The 16,455-nt window shown below is 61.2% G+C and carries 17 protein-coding genes; 6 read left to right on the forward strand and 11 right to left on the reverse strand.

Annotated elements, in window-relative coordinates; genetic code table 11:
• Nucleotides 1-6: 6 nt before the first annotated feature.
• The 10 genes from ACA046_RS19875 to ACA046_RS19920 form a co-directional block, all read right to left on the reverse strand.
• Nucleotides 7-870 (reverse strand): diguanylate cyclase domain-containing protein, encoded by an 864-nt coding sequence (locus ACA046_RS19875; RefSeq protein WP_459021819.1) that lies wholly within the window; start codon nucleotides 868-870, stop codon nucleotides 7-9.
• A 363-nt stretch (nucleotides 871-1,233) separates the two neighbouring features.
• A complete protein-coding gene (gene fabG / locus ACA046_RS19880; RefSeq protein ID WP_497674797.1) occupies nucleotides 1,234-1,992 on the reverse strand; it encodes a 3-oxoacyl-ACP reductase FabG in 759 nt (252 codons plus the stop codon).
• On the reverse strand, nucleotides 1,989-3,434 hold the full coding sequence (locus ACA046_RS19885) for an FAD-binding oxidoreductase (protein ID WP_459021823.1): 1,446 nt from the start codon (nucleotides 3,432-3,434) through the stop codon (nucleotides 1,989-1,991). Before ACA046_RS19885 ends, fabG begins: the two co-directional genes overlap by 4 nt.
• Before the next feature lie 20 nt (nucleotides 3,435-3,454).
• Entirely contained in the window at nucleotides 3,455-4,318 is an 864-nt protein-coding gene (locus ACA046_RS19890; RefSeq protein ID WP_076016945.1) for a fumarylacetoacetate hydrolase family protein, read from the reverse strand.
• Nucleotides 4,306-4,737: an acyl-CoA thioesterase gene (locus tag ACA046_RS19895; protein ID WP_076016944.1), complete on the reverse strand. Its 432-nt coding sequence runs from the start codon at nucleotides 4,735-4,737 to the stop codon at nucleotides 4,306-4,308. The genes ACA046_RS19890 and ACA046_RS19895 overlap by 13 nt, the downstream gene beginning before the upstream one ends.
• A gap of 46 nt (nucleotides 4,738-4,783) precedes the next feature.
• Nucleotides 4,784-6,613, reverse strand: coding sequence for an acyl-CoA dehydrogenase family protein (locus ACA046_RS19900; protein WP_497674798.1), 1,830 nt, complete (start codon nucleotides 6,611-6,613; stop codon nucleotides 4,784-4,786).
• 30 nt (nucleotides 6,614-6,643) lie between these two features.
• A complete protein-coding gene (locus ACA046_RS19905) occupies nucleotides 6,644-7,861 on the reverse strand; it encodes a beta-ketoacyl-[acyl-carrier-protein] synthase family protein (RefSeq protein WP_497674799.1) in 1,218 nt (405 codons plus the stop codon).
• Complete coding sequence (locus tag ACA046_RS19910) at nucleotides 7,861-8,091, reverse strand: acyl carrier protein (protein ID WP_076016941.1); 231 nt, start codon at nucleotides 8,089-8,091, stop codon at nucleotides 7,861-7,863. The genes ACA046_RS19905 and ACA046_RS19910 overlap by 1 nt, the downstream gene beginning before the upstream one ends.
• Nucleotides 8,092-8,137: 46 nt before the next feature.
• Nucleotides 8,138-9,166, reverse strand: a complete 1,029-nt coding sequence (locus tag ACA046_RS19915; RefSeq protein ID WP_497674800.1) for a beta-ketoacyl-ACP synthase III — start codon at nucleotides 9,164-9,166, stop codon at nucleotides 8,138-8,140.
• 56 nt (nucleotides 9,167-9,222) lie between these two features.
• Nucleotides 9,223-10,116, reverse strand: coding sequence for a DMT family transporter (locus ACA046_RS19920; RefSeq protein ID WP_497674801.1), 894 nt, complete (start codon nucleotides 10,114-10,116; stop codon nucleotides 9,223-9,225).
• Between the two features lie 156 nt (nucleotides 10,117-10,272).
• Here ACA046_RS19920 and ACA046_RS19925 point away from each other — a divergent pair, with 156 nt between their 5' ends.
• Complete coding sequence (locus ACA046_RS19925; protein ID WP_258346571.1) at nucleotides 10,273-10,854, forward strand: helix-turn-helix domain-containing protein; 582 nt, start codon at nucleotides 10,273-10,275, stop codon at nucleotides 10,852-10,854.
• A gap of 18 nt (nucleotides 10,855-10,872) precedes the next feature.
• On the opposite strand, the gene ACA046_RS19930 is transcribed toward ACA046_RS19925, so the two are convergent.
• Nucleotides 10,873-11,481 (reverse strand): LysE family translocator, encoded by a 609-nt coding sequence (locus ACA046_RS19930; protein WP_017475278.1) that lies wholly within the window; start codon nucleotides 11,479-11,481, stop codon nucleotides 10,873-10,875.
• 112 nt (nucleotides 11,482-11,593) lie between these two features.
• Here ACA046_RS19930 and ACA046_RS19935 point away from each other — a divergent pair, with 112 nt between their 5' ends.
• The 5 genes from ACA046_RS19935 to ACA046_RS19955 all read left to right on the forward strand — a co-directional run bounded on the left by ACA046_RS19935 (nucleotide 11,594) and on the right by ACA046_RS19955 (nucleotide 16,432).
• Nucleotides 11,594-12,457 (forward strand): LysR family transcriptional regulator, encoded by an 864-nt coding sequence (locus ACA046_RS19935; protein ID WP_017475279.1) that lies wholly within the window; start codon nucleotides 11,594-11,596, stop codon nucleotides 12,455-12,457.
• A 317-nt stretch (nucleotides 12,458-12,774) separates the two neighbouring features.
• A complete protein-coding gene (locus tag ACA046_RS19940) occupies nucleotides 12,775-14,001 on the forward strand; it encodes an MFS transporter (RefSeq protein ID WP_003209751.1) in 1,227 nt (408 codons plus the stop codon).
• 358 nt (nucleotides 14,002-14,359) lie between these two features.
• Nucleotides 14,360-14,689 carry a DUF6124 family protein gene (locus ACA046_RS19945; protein WP_497674802.1) on the forward strand — a complete coding sequence of 110 codons (330 nt, stop codon included), beginning with the start codon at nucleotides 14,360-14,362 and terminating at the stop codon, nucleotides 14,687-14,689.
• 259 nt (nucleotides 14,690-14,948) lie between these two features.
• The gene (locus tag ACA046_RS19950) at nucleotides 14,949-15,809 is read left to right on the forward strand and encodes a hypothetical protein (protein WP_497674803.1); all 861 of its coding nucleotides are present in this window, start codon (nucleotides 14,949-14,951) and stop codon (nucleotides 15,807-15,809) included.
• Nucleotides 15,810-15,868: 59 nt separating this feature from the next.
• Nucleotides 15,869-16,432: a hypothetical protein gene (locus ACA046_RS19955; protein ID WP_497674804.1), complete on the forward strand. Its 564-nt coding sequence runs from the start codon at nucleotides 15,869-15,871 to the stop codon at nucleotides 16,430-16,432.
• Nucleotides 16,433-16,455 lie beyond the last annotated feature (23 nt).

A 16,455-nucleotide genomic window follows, 5' to 3' on the forward strand; every position in this document is an offset into this window, starting at 1 on the left:
GGCTGATCACTCACCTGCAAACCGCTCCCTTTTTACCCGATACATCTCCCCATCCGCATGGCTGAGCAGCGTGTCGGCGTCTTTCCCGTCCGCTGGATAAAACGCCACGCCAATGCTGCAGGACGGCATTTTCACCGCGCCAAACTCAGCGCTCAGCGGCTCAGCCATGACCGCGAGTATCTGCGCGACTTTTCCGGAAACGGCGTCCTCCGACTGGATGTCCGTCAGCAACACCGTGAACTCATCGCCGCCCATTCGCGCCACCAGGTCGCTTCCGCGTACACAGCCTTCCAGCCGCCGTGCAATCACGCAGAGCACGCGATCGCCCACGGCATGGCCATGCACATCGTTGATGCACTTGAAGTCATTGACGTCCAGAAACAGCAGCGCCAGCGTGCTGTTGTGTCGCTGGGCCGCTTGCAGGGCCGCGTCCAGCCGGTCATTGAACAGCGACCGGTTGGTGAGGGCCGTCAACGAATCATGATGGGCGAGAAAGCGCAGTTCATCCTCAGCCTGCGTGAGCGCGGTGACGTCACGCGCGACACCGATCCGCGCGCCCACCTCTTCAGACCAGAATGCCGCCCACAGAATGTGCACCACGCTGCCGTCCTTGCGCAGGTAACGGTTGCGGAAGTCGACGTGGGGCTTGCCATTCATGACCCGCACAATAGAGGCCCGGGTGCGCGCCAGGTCCTCGGGATGCATGTAGTCGGTGATCGGGGTGCCAATCAGTTCGCTGGCGCGGTAACCGAGCAGCGCTTTGCAGGCGTCACTCACAAAGACAATCAGGTTGTCACTGTCGACCACAAACACCGTATCCAGCATCAGGTGGATCAGTTTGGGATAGAGGGCTTGCAGGTCAACGGGCATAAGTCATGGAGCGTCTGGTTCATATGGGTCCGATCATAGCCCGATCATCAAGGATGGCAAAAAGGAATCATAACGGCCCGCAAAATAGCCCCAGGCAATGCTGTTGAACCAAATGCGTCGCCACCAGCAGGCTGCGCCACCCTTCGAGGTCGTAGGACAGCGCCCGCCAGAGCACCCACAGCGAATAATAATAGAAGTGGAACACGGCCCCGGTCACGGGGCCTGCCCGCAGTTGGCCTGGACCACCATGACCATGGCGTTCCAGCGCAACAGCGCAACCACCTGGCGCACGCCCCCGAGCCTGGCATCCCTTGTCATGTCGATCTGCTCCGAAAATGCAAAGTACCGGGGCTGCCAAACAGCTCAGGTCACCAGGCCACCGTCCACGACCATGACCTGGCCGGTGATGTAGGCGGCATCATCTGAGAGCATGAACGCCACCACCTTGGCCACCTCCTGCGGGGTGCCGAAGCGGCGCATGGGGATGCGGTTTTCCATCTCGGCTACGCGCCGCTCGTTGAGCTTGCGGGTCATGTCAGTGTCGATGAAGCCCGGCGCCACGGCATTGATCCGCACGCCACGCGCGCCGAACTCGACCGCCATCGAGCGCGTCATGCCGATCAGCCCGGCCTTGCTCGCGCAATAGTTGGCCTGGCCCGCGACGCCGACCAGCCCGGAAATCGAGGCCATGTTCACCACCACACCATGGCCCTGCTCGACGAACAGCGGCAATACCGCCTTGCAGGCGTAGAACGCACTGTCGAGGTTGCCGCCGATCACATCGTGCCAATGCTCGGCGCTCATCGCCAGTGCACCGCGGTCGCGGGTAATACCGGCGTTATTGACCAATCCGTCGAGGCCACCAAAATGCGCGACGCACTGCTTGACCGCCTGCGCAATGGCACTCGCGTCACGCCCGTCGGCGCGCACCGGCAACACCTTGCCCGCCCCCAGCGACGCCGCCAACTGTTGCGCCTGCTCGTCGCTATTGAGGTACGTGAAACACACGTTCAGCCCCCGCGCCGCGAGGTCTGCGACCACCGCCGCGCCAAGCCCGCGAGAGCCTCCGGTGACCAATACCGTGCGCATATTCGCGTCGCTTGCGTTAGATGCAGTGTTCATGGGCGTGCCTCCCTGGCAGGTTTGTCGAAGGAAAAGATCTTTCCGGGGTTGAGAATATTGTCCGGGTCCAGCGTGCGCTTGATCGCGCGCATCATCTCCACGGCGCCCTCGCCCGCCTGGTCGAGCAGGTACCCCTGCTTGTGCAGGCCAACACCATGCTCGCCGGTGCAGGTGCCGGCGAGGCGGATGGCGCGGGCCACCAAGCGATCGTTCAGGGACTCGGCCAGCGCCCATTGCTCGGGGTCTTCAGGGTCGACCAGGTAGCCGAAGTGGAAATTCCCGTCGCCCACATGCCCCACCAGGAAATACGGCATGCCGGTCGCATCGACTTCGGCAATGGACTCCAGCAGGCACTCGGCGAGGCGGCTGATCGGCACGCAGGTGTCGGTGCTGATCGCCCGGCAACCGGGGCGCGACTGAATGGCTGCAAAATAGGCATGGTGGCGGGCCGTCCAGAGCCGCCGCCGGTCCTCTACGCTGGTGGCCCACTGAAACGCCTGGCCACCCCAGTCGCTGGCGATCGCCTCCACGGCCTGCGCCTGCTCGCGCACACCCAGCTCACTGCCATGGAACTCCATCAGCAACATCGGCGCCTGGGGCAATTCCAGCTTGCTGTGCACATTGACCATGCGCACGGTGTTGGCGTCGATCAACTCGATACGCGCCACGGCGATCCCGGACTGGATCACCTGGATCGCCACGTTCACCGCCTGGTCGATGCTGTCGAACGAGCACACCGCGGCACAGATCGACTCCGGCACCGGGTGCAGGCGCAAGGTGATTTCACTGATGACGCCCAGGGTGCCTTCGCTGCCGACCATCAGGTGAGTGAGGTCGTAGCCGGCACTGCTTTTCTTCGCCCGAGTACCGGTGCGGATCACCTCGCCGCGCGCGGTTACCACCTGCAGCGCCAGCACGTTTTCTTTCATCGTGCCGTAACGCACCGCATTGGTACCACTGGCGCTGGTGGCGCACATGCCACCGATGGAGGCGTCGGCGCCCGGGTCGATGGGGAAGAACAGCCCGGTGCCCTTCAAGGCTTCCTCTAGTTGGCGACGAGTGACCCCAGGCTGCACGGTGACGGTCATGTCTTCGGCATGGATCGCCAGAATCTGGTTCATCTGACTCAGGTCAAGGCTGATACCGCCCTGCACGGCCAACAGGTGGCCTTCGACCGACGAGCCGGCACCGTAGGCAATCAAGGGCACGCGGTGGGCGGCGACCAGGCGCACCGTGTCAACGATGTCGTCGGTACCCTGGGCGAACACCACGGCCTGAGGCAACGGTGCGTCGACATAGGCCGACTCGTCACGGCCGTGCTGCTCGCGCACAGCAGTGGCGGTGGAAAAGCGTTCGGCGAAGCGTGCGGCAAGGGCCTCGATCAACTCGGCCGGCGCCTCGCGCAACGCCGTGCGGAAAAAAGCCTGGGCGGGAACTGTCATGTCATTTCCTTATTAGCGTGTCAGCGTCCATCGAACCTGCGGCATACCTGGCGCTGGGCACCCAGGCCAACCACTTCGGCCTCCACCACATCGCCCTCGCGCAGAAACGGCTGGTCCGGGCGCCCCAGGGCCATGCCACCCGGGCTGCCGGTGAGGATCACGTCGCCAGGGTGCAGGGTCATGAAGCGGCTGAGGTAGTGAACCAGGTGGTGCACGTCGAAGATCATGTCCTGGCTGTTGTCGTGCTGCATGACCTCGCCATTGACCCGGCAGATCAACTCCAGCGCCTGGGGCGACGGCACCTCTTCGGCCGTCACCAGGTAAGGGCCCAACGGCGCAAAGCCGTCGAATGACTTGCCCTTGATCCATTGCCCGCCCCGCTCCAGCAACCAACCGCGCTCGGACAAGTCATTGGCGGTGCAATAACCAAGAATGCAGGCGGCGGCGTCGGCGGGCGTGGGCAAATACTGGACCCGACGCCCAATCACCACACCCAACTCCACCTCCCAGTCGGTCTTATCGCCGTCCAGGGGCAGCACCAGCTCATCGAAGGGGCCGCCCAGCGCGTGCACGGACTTGCTCGACACGATGGGCTCATCCGGCACCGGCATGCCCGCCTCACGGGCATGCCGGTGGTAGTTCAGGCCGATCGACAGGATCTGCCCCGGGCGCAGCGCCGGGCCGATGCGTTCATGCTCGGTGTGCACCTGGGGCAGCGACGCCCAGCCCTGGGTGAAACGCCGAGCCAGTTCCGCGACCACCGGAATCGCCAGGGACGCACCTGCCCAGTCATCGACCCAGGCGCTCAAGTCACGCACCGAGCCATCGACGGCGACGGCGCAGGGACGCTCGCGCCCCGCTGCACCGACCCTCAGCAGGCGCATGACACGGCCTTGCGCGGGTTGAGGAAGCGCTCGAAAAACGCGCTCTCCTCGTCACTCATGGTCCGTGGGTAACGCCCTTCGTAGTTGAACGGCGCCATGGTGGTCGATGCCAGTGCGCACAAGGTCTCGCCATCGCGCACTTCATACTCGATGGTCACCGCCGCCGCGCGGACCTCCGACACCCACATATGAATCGCCACAGGTTCGTGACGGTGCACCAGCGGGCGCTTGTACTCGATCGCATGCCTGACCACCACCGAGCCGCCACTGAAGAACGCATCACCCTGCTCGGCACCCAGGCGCCAGATGAAGTCGACCCGCGCCTCCTCCAGCAGGCGCAGGAATGAGACATTGTTGACCACCCCATAAACGTCCATGTCAGACCAGCGGACGGGGCATTGATAAACGTGCACGGACATGGGGCTCTCCGAAGTGGCTGGGCGCGCAGCGAGCGCGCTGGCGTTATCAGTCGACATTGGCATTCACCTGTTTGCAGAACGCCTGGATGTAGTCGTCCTGGGCGATTGGCGCACGCAGCAGTTCAGGCGACAGGCCGAAGCCGTCGATCAGCATCGACACATGCGGGCGCAGGGCCACGCACTGCTGGTCGATCCGCCCCGGCAACGACAGGGCCTGGCCGGCATCGATCAGCTCATGGGCCAGGTACCAGGCCGCATCGCGGCGCAGCAGGTTGAGCCCGTAGAGCGATGCCAGGCAATTGAGCGCCGCCTTGGCCTCGTCCTGTTGTGCATGCAGCGAGGCACTCCAGAGTTGTTCCAGGGCAAGACGCTCACCCCGCAGGCGCGCGAGTTCCAGGCCCGGGTTCATGGCGTCATTCCACACCTCGAAATAGCCGCGCTCGTCGGTGTTCATCTCCTCGCGAATCGTCAGCCACAGTTGGTGCTCGCGGAAGGCGATCGCCGCGATCAACCACTCCGGCTCCGCCAGGCGCCGTGCACGCACAGGGCGCAACGGCTCCGGCCCTTGCCAGACCTGGGCCAACAACTGGCCAGCCACCGTTGCGAGCAGCACCAGGTTGTCGCCTTCAGCGGTCACCAGGCCTTGCAGCAGCGAACCGTAATCGGCGATGCGGTTGGCGCTGAAAATACCCTGGGCACCGCAGCGTTCGCGGCACTCGGCGATCACGGCGCTGGCATCCCAGGTCGCGAGTGCCTTGGTGATATTGATCAGGCTGACGACATCGGCCGCCGGCTCAGCCGTGTTGGCCAGGAAACGAGCCTTGGCCTCGTTGAGCAGCAGGGTCATCGCGTAGGTGCTGGCCAGTGCCGAGAACAGCGGCACCTGGTAGCTACGGTACTCGATGACCGGCATGTCATTGGTGCCCGGTGCGTTGGTCAGGCGCTGCTGGCCGTAGCGCAACGCGATGTACAGACTGGCACGGCTTGCACCCTGCGCGGCACTGGCCACACACAACCGCCCCGGCACGATCCGCGACATGGCCCGCAGGAAACGCGACCGCGCATTGCCCGCGCCGACCACAAAGTGGCCGTCTTCCGCGAAGTGGCCCATGTCACCGTGCAACAAGCTGCTGCGTGGCACCCGCACGTTATCGAACCAGGTCAGGCCGTTATCCAGCCCTTGCACCGGTTTCTCCGGGCACAGCGCGGCGCGGATACCCGGGCACAGGCCGGCTTCGGTCGACAGCCGGACCAGGAAAGGGAATACACCGTAGTCCTTGCCCTCGATCTTCAGCCGCGCCATCACCGTGGCGACTTTCGGAATGTCGCCAAACCCGCTGTAAGACATGTACTTCTGCGCACTCACACTCGGCGTATTGAGCGTGAAGGTCTGGCTCTGCCGGTCGTACACGGCCTCGGTCTGCAACGCCGCGACGTTGTTGCCGAAGCCCAGTTCGGTGGCCATGTAGGGCCCGAACGAGGTCAGGCCGTCCAGTGCCTCGGTGAGGTCGGCAATGTCGGAACGGTCCCGGGCATGGTCGAATACCGTGCCCAGGCACAGGTTGTAGTGGACCATCAGCAACGAGAAGCTGGCGACGTCCAGCAGGCTCGGCCATTCGGCCAGGGCAAACAGCCGGCGCGGGTTGGCGAGAATCTCCAGCGGGCGTTCCAGCGCTCCATGCACATGACGGCTGCGGGCATAGGCCAGCCGCCCGGCCTGCTCCATGTTCAGGCCCGATTGCGGGTCGAAGATCGGGTCGAGCAGTACCTCGCGGATACTCAGGTGATGGCTTTCAAACGTGCCAGCGAACAGCACGTCGCGCAGTTCATCGCGCGCTTTCAGGGCGTCAGCGCCCGGGATGCTTGAATCAGTCATGACATGTCCTGTGCAGTGAGCGGCAGCGTCTCAGGCGGCGAACACCAGTGAGACGTTCTGGCCGCCAAATCCGAACGAATTGGAAAGCGCCACCTTGATCGGTTGGGTGCGGGCCTGGCCCTGGACCAGGTCAACCGCGATCAGCGGGTCGGGGTTGCGCAAGTTGGCCGTCGGCGGTACTTGCCCATGCTCAAGGGCGAGCAAGGTGTAGGCCGCCTCGATGGCACCGGCAGCGCCCAGCAGATGCCCGGTAACGCCCTTGGTCGAGCTGACCAGAATCTGCGGCCCGAACAGCTCGGCGATGGCCTTCGACTCGGTCACATCGTTACCCGGCGTAGAAGTGCCGTGGGCGTTGACGTAATCCACAGCGCCCGCCTCGATGCCCGCATCACGCAGCGCACCTTGCATCGCCAACCGCGCACCGAGCCCTTGAGGGTGAGGCGTCGTCACGTGGTGAGCGTCGGCGGAAGCACCGTAGCCGAGCAGGCGCCCCCTGCTCCGCGCACCACGGGCCTTGGCATGCGCCTCGGACTCGAGCACGAACATCCCCGCACCTTCGCCGATGACGAAGCCGTCCCGCGCCACATCGAACGGGCGCGATGCGCCGCCCGCGTCGGTGTTGCGCGACAACGCCCGCATCTTCGCAAACGCCGCGACATACAGCGGAGTGATCGGGGCTTCTGCACCGCCGGCCACCACAATGTCGCAAACCCCACGGTTGATCAGGTCCTTGGCCATGCCCAGCGCCGAAGCGCCGGAAGCACAGGCCGAACACGGCGCCAGGCACGGGCCGCGCGCGCCCAACTCAATGGCTACCTGACCGGCAGCCATGTTCAGCAGGCCCATGGGCAGGGTCAGCGAGGAAATATCATCGGCACCTTCAGCCAACAGTACGGCGTGCTGTTGCTCCAGGGTGGCGGTACCTCCCGCACCCGAACCGATGATGACGGCCACGCGACTCTCGTCTTTCCAGTTGCCCGCTTCGAGCCCTGCATCCTCCAGGGCCTGGCGCGCCGCCAGCAACGCGAACTGCGCGTAACGGTCCCACTGCCAGGGGCTTTTCACCCCCAGCAGCGCGCTGTCAAAACTCGGCACTCGGCAAGAGATCCCCACCGGCAACGCTTCGAGGGTCTTGTCTGGCGCGGCGGTGGCTTCACCTGCCAACACCCGCCGCCAGTTCGCCTCGATGCCAATGCCGGCCGGTGTGACCAGGCCGATGCCGGTCACCACCACAGCCTCGGCGCCCATCACACCTTACCGTTGGCCAGCGCCAGAACGTCACCGACCGTGGCGACGTCCGAGAGCTGTGCATCACTGATTTGCACGCCGAGTTTCTTTCTCAGCAACTGGGCCAGGTCGACCTGCGACAGCGAGTCGAAACCCAGGTCTTCGAGTGAGGCTTCGGGAACGATACGGCTTTCTTCGATGTTGAAACGCGCGGAAATGGCTTGGGCGATTGCTTCGTTACTTACGGTCATCACATGACTCCTGTTGTGTGGAACTGTAGGTTGGGAAAAATCTGAATCAGTCTTGCCACTCACTGTTGCGGGTGGTCAGTTGCGGCCAGCGCAGCACGGTAGAACCCCACGAGAGACCCGCACCGAATGCGCTCACCAGTACCCGCTGGCCGGCTTGCAGGTCGCCGCTCAGGGCGAGGTCATTGAGCAGCAACGGAATGGAGGCGGTCAGGGTGTTGCCCAGGCGCTGGATATTCGCCGCGACCTTTTCGGCAGGCAGGCCCAGCTCGAAGGCCACGGATTGCAGGATGCGCACATTGGCCTGATGACCGACGAACCAGTCGACCTGGTCCATCGACCATTGCGTACGGTCCAGCACGCTTTGGGCCGAGGTAGACATGCGGGCGACGGCTTGTTCGTAGACCGCGCGGCCGTCCATGTGCAGGTAGAACTCGCTCGGCGCTACCGTGCCATGGCCCAGCCCAATGCTGGCCGAACGCTGTCGCGAGCCGCCCGCCGGAATCGCCAGCAAGTCCGAACGTGCGCCGTCACTGCCCAGGTCAAAGCAACCCAGTGCGCCGTCTTCATCAGCCTCGCCACGCCGCAACACCACCGCCCCGGCACCGTCACCGAAGATCGGCCGGGTGGCGCGGTCATCCGGGTTGACGAAGGTGGTAAACGCTTCTGCGCCGATCAACAAGACGCTGTCGGCAATGCCCGCAGCGATCAGCCCGGAAGCGGTCGCCAGCCCGTAGACGAAACCGCTGCAGGCGGAGGTCATGTCATAGGCGGCGATATCACCCAGGCCCAGTGCCGACGCCACTTCCGGCGCCACCGCCGGGCAGATGCGGTCCGGGGAAGTGGTCGCCACCACTACCGCTTGAACCGCCCGCCCACCCGCCGAGGCGAGAGCCCGGGCACCGGCCTTGATCGCCAGGTCGCGCACGCTCAAACCGTCACTGACCATCCTTCGTTCACGGATGCCGGTGCGCGATTCGATCCACTCGGGAGTGGTATCGAGCCCGCTGGAAATCTGCTGATTATCAATTATCTGAGGCGGAAGACAGCCTCCCAAGCCACACAGGATCACAGTCACGATCAACTCCCTTGATTCAACGATGGTTCAGACGGCCTGCGATGTCGCGCCAGGCCCTAAGTCACTTCCTGGCGCCTCGCCTTGCCCAGCGACCAGCCGAAGTTCATGCCGGCCGCCGCCAGCAGGATGGCGGCCGCGCCCACCACCTGCAGCACGTCGAGTGGATGGGCGAAGGCCACCCAATCGACCACGATGGCAACGATCGGATAGATGAACGACAGCGCCCCCACCAATGCCGTGGGAATTTTTTGAATGGCGCTGTACAGCAGGGTCGACATGAGCCCCGTGTGAACCACGCCAATGATGATCAGGTACGTCCAGGCCCCATCGATCGCGTCCACCGTGGAGAAATCCACGAACGGCGCCAGCACCAGGACGCCCACCACCATCTGGATCAGCACGATCAGATGCGCGGGCAAATCCTTGAGTCGCTTGGTGATCGCCGCGGCCACGGCGTAGAAGAAGGCCGAAGCCAGGGCCAGGCAAACACCCAGCAGGTAATCGGCGCCGGTGGCCTGGCCGCTGCCCTTGGCGGACACGATCAGCATGAGGCCGGCGAAGGCCACCAGCAGCCAGCCAACCTTGGCGGCATTCAGGCGTTCGGCAAAGAACAGCACACCCAGGCCCACCAGCATGAAAGGCTGAATGTGATAGACCACCGTCGCGATGGCAATGGAGGAATAACGGTAAGCGCTGAACAGCAACACCCAGTTGAGGATCAACGCCACCCCGCCCAGGCACACCAGGATGAATTGCCGCGCAGTGATCCGGGAACGCCGCAGCACGCCGAGCGCCAGGCACGCCACCAGCATCGCCATGGCGCCGAACAGGCAGCGCCAGAACACGACGGCCTCGGGACTCTGGCCCGACATGATGACAAACCAGCCCACCGTGCCGGAGATCACCATGGCCGAAATCATTTCGAGCGTTCCACGGGCTTGCGACTTCATCACACACTGCTTCCTTGCGGCAGGCATTGCCGTAACCTAAGCCACCTGTTTGCTGGCTATGGTTCGGCAATACGAACTTTATAATGAACTAATGACCACTATACTGAACAAGGTGTAACAGAGCGTCAACCCATTTTAGGATGATCTATAAAACAAATGAACGACATAACGAACAACCTGTTCAGCAACAATCCGAGTCGAATTGATCTGCTGGCCCTGTCTATCAAGCGCGAACGTCTGGCTGCCGGGCTCTCGTTGACCGAATTGGCGAAACGCGCGAGCGTGGCGAAGTCGACCTTGTCCCAGCTGGAATCCGGCATTGGCAATCCCAGCATCGAAACCTTGTGGTCACTGGCCATGGCGATGGGGTTGCAAGTCACCCGGTTCTTCGAACAGCCCCAGCAGAACCTGCGGGTGATTCGTGCCAACGAAGGCATGACCACCTATGCCGAAACCGCCAACTACGCGGCGACACTGCTTGCCGATTGCCCGGCCGGTGTGCGACGCGACATCTACCGGCTCAAGGTGCAGCCCGGTGAGGTGCGCCTGTCACAGCCGCACCCGGCCGGCACCGTCGAGCACGTGGTGCTGTGCAGCGGCAGCGCGAATATCGGCCCGGCCAATGAGCCCGTGCTGCTATACGCTGGCGACTACATCAGCTACCTGGCGAATGCGCCCCATGTGTTTGAGGCGCTTGAAGCGGATACCACCGCGGTGATGGTGATCGAGCACCCTTGATGGGGTGGGCATGTGCCCTCAGGCATGGATAGGCAGGGCCAGCCCAAACAGTACGAAGAACCCGCCACAGACTTTATTGAACCGACGCCCGGTTCGAGCCAGCCAAGGCCGGACCCGGTGCGCAGCGCTCGCCACCAGGTATTCAACGATGAACTCCACCACGGCGTAGGTCAGCGCGATGGTGATCGTCTGCGCGATGATGCTGCGGTGGGAATCCAGGAAAGGTGGAATAAACGCCGTAAACAGCAACAAGGCCTTGGGGTTTGAAATCGCCGATACCAGCCCCTGGCGGAACAGCGACCAGCTCCGCGAGCTGGTCGCGCCGGTCGCCTCAAGGCTGACTGGTGCCGCCCGCCACAGCCCGAAGCCCAGCCAGATCAGGTACAGCCCGCCGGCCACCTTCAACGCAAAAAACCAACTGGCCGACGCCTGAATCAGCGCCCCCAACCCCAATGCGCAAAGCGACAGCACGATGGCAAAACCGAGCACGCCACCGGTGATGGTGAACAGCGTCTTCCGATTGCCGTGAAGCGCGCCATGGGTCAGCGCCAACAACGCATTGGGCCCCGGCACCACCGCGATGCCGAAGCAGGTAGCCAGGTAAAGCAGCCAAGTATCAAAGGGCATGATCCGATCCAGTAGGTGTGAGCCAGGCCAGAATCTTGCGGGTGAACAAACAGTCATGAAAAGCGCATAATTCACGTCACAGCCATTCGATTAACGAATAGAGGTAAGCGCGATGCCGGCCAGTGATTTGCAACTCGATTGGCTCAAATGCTTCGTGGCCGTGGTGGATGCCGGCTCGTTGTCGGGTGCCGCCCATGAGGTCAACCGCTCGCAATCCGCCGTCAGCATGCAGATGAAAAAACTCGAGGCCGCCCTTGGACGACAGTTGTTGAGTCGAGGCCCTCGGCACCTGCAACTGACCGCCGACGGCCAGACACTGCTGGGCTACGCCCGCCGGATGCTAGCCCTCCACGCTGAAACCCAGGCAGCGTTCCACGGTGAAGAGCTGACCGGGCGCATCCGTCTTGGCGTCGCGGAGGACTACGCAGCCAGGTACCTCACGCCGCTGCTCAAGCGTTATTCGCCGCGCTACGCAGGCGTGGAAATCGAACTGACCTGTGAACAGTCGACCACCCTGATCCCGCAGTTGCGCAGCGGCGACCTTGACCTGGCGCTGGTGTCCAGGGACTCGCCCCAAAGCGGCACCTTTCTGTTCAAGGAGCCCATGGTCTGGGTCGGCTCACCCCAATTCGAACTGTGGCGACGCGACCCGCTCCCCATCGCCGTCTATGAAAGCGCAAGCCTGGCGCGGCGGTATGCGGTGAACTCACTGACCCAACAGGGCCGCGAATTCAAGGTGGTCTACAACAGCTCCAGCCTTGCCGGCCAGGTGGCTGCTGTCGAAGGTGGCCTCGCAATTGCCGCGATCACCCAGTGCACCGTACAGCCATCGCTACAGGTCTTGGGTGAGGAGCACGGTTTGGCAGCCATTGAACCCATGGACGTTTCGATTTTGCGTAGCCGGGCCTCTCGCAGCTCTAAAGCGGTGAACAGCCTGCATGCGTTTATCATCCGGGCGCTGAGGGTTCAGCCTTAGTGGAGAAAGCATTACGCTAAACCCACGCCTGAACACCAACGCGTGTGGGTCAACCAACAACCTGTGGCGAGGGAGCTTGCTCCCGTTGGACTGCGCAGCAGTCCCCTCCCCCGTAACCGCTCCCCCCTCACTGGCCCACTGGGAACTCAGCGGGCGACACAGAAGCAACCGCTCTACTCAGGCCGTCTTATCAACGAGACTGATGATTACTATCGAACCGGTCGCCTATTGGCTTACCAAAACCCATTCCTATAATCGCCTCCACTTTCTCCCTCCCGTCTGTCCTCAGGCGAAATATCCTCCCGGAACCCGACACCATGCCAAGCGCAAGCCGGGCCCCTAGCGGCCTCCCCGAACATAATCAACAAACCGTCCTGCAACAGTGGCTGGCGATTCTCTCGGTTGCCGTGGGCGCTTTCGCCCTGGTCACCAGCGAATTCCTGCCAGTAGGCGTACTCAACGACGTCGCCGCCGACCTCGGCATCAGCGCCGGCCACGCCGGCCTGATGGTCACCCTGCCCGGCATCATGGCCGCCCTCGCCGCCCCGTTGCTGTCGGTGGGCATTGGCGCCATGGACCGCCGCTACCTGCTGATCGGCCTGACCCTGATCATGATCATCGCCAACATGGTGGTGGCCTACGCCAGCGACTTCAGCCTGCTGCTGTTCGGCCGCGTATTGCTGGGCATCAGCATCGGCGGCTTTTGGGCCACGGCCATCGCCCTCAGCGGCCGCCTGGCGCCCAAGGGCGTCGGCGTAGCGAAGGCCACCTCGATCATCATGATGGGCGTGACCCTGGCCACCGTCCTCGGCGTGCCCGTCGGCACCTGGCTGAGCGGCCTGATGGGCTGGCGCATGACCTTCCTCGTCACCGCGCTGGTGGGCATCCCGGTACTGCTGGCGCAGATGTTCCTGCTGCCGCGCCTCGAACCGGAAAAAGCCATCCGCATCGCCGACCTGCCGGCCCTGTTCATCAACCCACAAGCCCGGGTCGGCTTGATCGCCGTGCTGCTGATCGGCCTGGCGCACTTTGCCGCCTACACCTACGTCGCCCCGTTCTTCAAAAACAGCTCCGGCTTCGACGGCCCGACCATTGGCTCCCTGCTGCTGCTCTACGGCGTGGCCGGCGTAATGGGCAACGTCTTCGCCGGCTTCGCCGCCAACCGCAGCGTGCGCCACACCCTGTTGCTGGTGGCCCTGATGATCGGCACCAGCACCGCCCTGTTCCCCTACTTCGCCACCGGCATGAGCGGCGCCGTGATGCTGATCGCACTGTGGGGCTTCGCCTTCGGCGCCTTCCCGGCCTGCGCGAGTATCTGGATGTTCGTGGTGGCGCCCAAGGATGTGGAACGTGGCATGCCGCTGTTCGTCGCGTTGTTTCAGGTGATCATTGCCGTCGGCTCGTTCTTTGGCGGGCAGATTGTCGACAAGATGGGGACTTCGGTGCTGTTGAGTTTGGCGACCGCGTTGGTGGGCGCTGGGTTTGTGACAGTGCTGGTGTTGGGGCGCAAGGTGAGTAATAGCCTGGCGGCCCAACCGGCCTGAGAAAGAAAAACGGGACTGATTGATTTCAGTCCCGTGGCTTGAGGCAGTGAGCACGGCGCCTTGCTCCATTGCCTACAGTTGCGTCAGAATCCGCCGGCTTGTGCACCTGGGTGGGCCTCTCTAAGGTTGCTCGGTCGCTGAAAACTCAGTGATCGGGTTTAGTAGCCCGAGGTTAACTGCAAGTGCATAAGCAGCATCTATCAGACCTTCTTGTCTGTGCTTGATGGTGGCTGTGCGCAGGGCGTCTTCGGACGCGCCGGCTTTTGTAGTTTCCCCGGTCTACTAACCTGCGTACAGCCGCCACCCCACTTCGTTTAGTAGCGATGTGGTGGCGGCCCAGCTCAGGAAAACTACTGATATGTTCAAGGTAACGCCGAATCCTCCGGGATCTCCCGATTTGAAACTCAACCAAGCCGCGCACCGTGCCTTGGATCACTATCTCAATCCCTCCTCCGCCAAAACCGCCCCCCCGTCGGCTGCGCTGTTCAGTGTGGCTGCTGATGCCAGCAGCGAAAGTTTGATCACCAATAGCTATGAATCCTTTGCCTCGGTCAGCGCGTTGCTGCTTGATCTGTCGGAGGATTTGAGCGGGAAAGACCGTGATGTGGCGTTGGCGATTCACCAGCTTAGTGAGTTGGGGGTGTTGTTGATGGGTAAGCTTATGGATCGGGAGGTGCCTTGTAGCTAGAGCTAGGGCTTATCTCAAATGAGGCTGTCCGTTCAAGCATACTCAATCGATTAGTCGTCGGACATTGCAGGTAGAAACAGCGACTCGGCAAAGATGGGGTCGAGTTGCTGCCTTTGACCGATTTGGTCGCGGTCATGCGGCGACCAGCGACGATTTTCGAACAGAAGACGCCATCAGCGAAAGACTCACTAACCTATTGCAGCCTCTCGCTATCTCTAAGAAACTAGGAAGCATTCATACCGACAGAAGGAGTTGCCGAATGTACAGCCTGATGGTCCATAACACTGAGTGGGAAGAAGGCCCAAACTCAATTTCATATGATCGTTTTCTAGAGGCCACGGACGCATCTCTACGGGAACGAATTAATGGTGGTGGACAATTCAACTCAGAACTTCTTGAAGCCATACCGGCAATTTTTATACAGGAAGACTCTCATGAGAACTCTAGCCCGGCTAAAATAGGAAGGGTGTCACATGTAAGACGAACAGGCGGGTCAATCTCTTTTGAAGTCACCTTTGAGCGCAATTCTCCTATCATATCTAGGAAGGAGATCCACAGACTGTGCGCCCACCTCCATATTTCGCTCCCTAATAGAGGGCTAACCGAGCTAAACAGAACCCATTGGGCAATTAAAGACGTGGACTTGTTCAGAGTCTTATTTACTCAGCTTCGCAGCGAGGTGAGAGCGCCCTTAATATTCAGAATGCCAGAAAGCCCTATAGTAAACCCCGCCCAGCTGTCCGCAATGATGCCTTTTGGGGCTCAGTTCACCCGAGTCTACGAGGCAATTCAAGAGGCGGCAACTTCCAACGGAATGCTTTGCAATAGAGCAGATAACATTTGGGACAACCCGGCAATCATTGATGATGTAGCAAACCTGATAGACAGGTCATCAATCATAGTCATCGACTGCACAGGAAAAAATGCGAACGTTTTTTATGAGTTGGGTTTGGCTCACGCCTGGGGGAAACAAGTTATTATCATTACCCAAAGCGCAGCCGACATACCTTTCGACCTACAACATATTCGGTACATTACTTATCACAATAATGGTGAGGGCTGCAACGAGCTAGCAGTTAAACTTCGCGAGCGAATTGAAACTCTACGCCGGCAGCTATAACTTTACAACCATCGAATCCCCCCACGAGACCTTCATCACTGAGTCAACTGGAGAAACACTTGATTTATATTATTACGATAGTCTCCACATGTATTTTGATTTTATCAATTTTATTAGCGGAAGCTAAAGAAAATTGGTTTGTCGAGTTCGGACTTTTCATCGTAGTTATTTCCACCCTCACTTCGATGACATTGGCATTTCGTAGTGGTCGCAAAGGAGCTCTTGCACAAAAGATAGAGTACACATCATTCCTCCCTCCTATTGAGGATGGCAAGTCACACTCATTCAAGTTTACTGCTGGCTTGATGGGAATTGACACACACAATCCGAACAAACATCTTCAAAATCAAATTGACGAGATAAAAAGAGTTTCCATTCAGGACGAGCAAAATTTTCGAACCTTAAATAAATTCACAGACAGACGTGTAGATATTTGCCTAGCACAAATTAGATATCATGAAAATGTGACGCTACCGAAAATTCTCGGTGAAAGTTCTGGCTCGATCATTTTTTCAGGCGTGCTCACGATAATCGGATCAATGTACCTTGCTTTTCCTAGTGGCTTGTATGCTCGCTTCTCAGTCGTTGCAGACGTCGTAATACCGTTTTTCTCTACACTCTAGCCGAATAAATTTGGGTGCAGCCA

It is taken from the genome of Pseudomonas sp. LBUM1641, assembly GCF_059716235.1.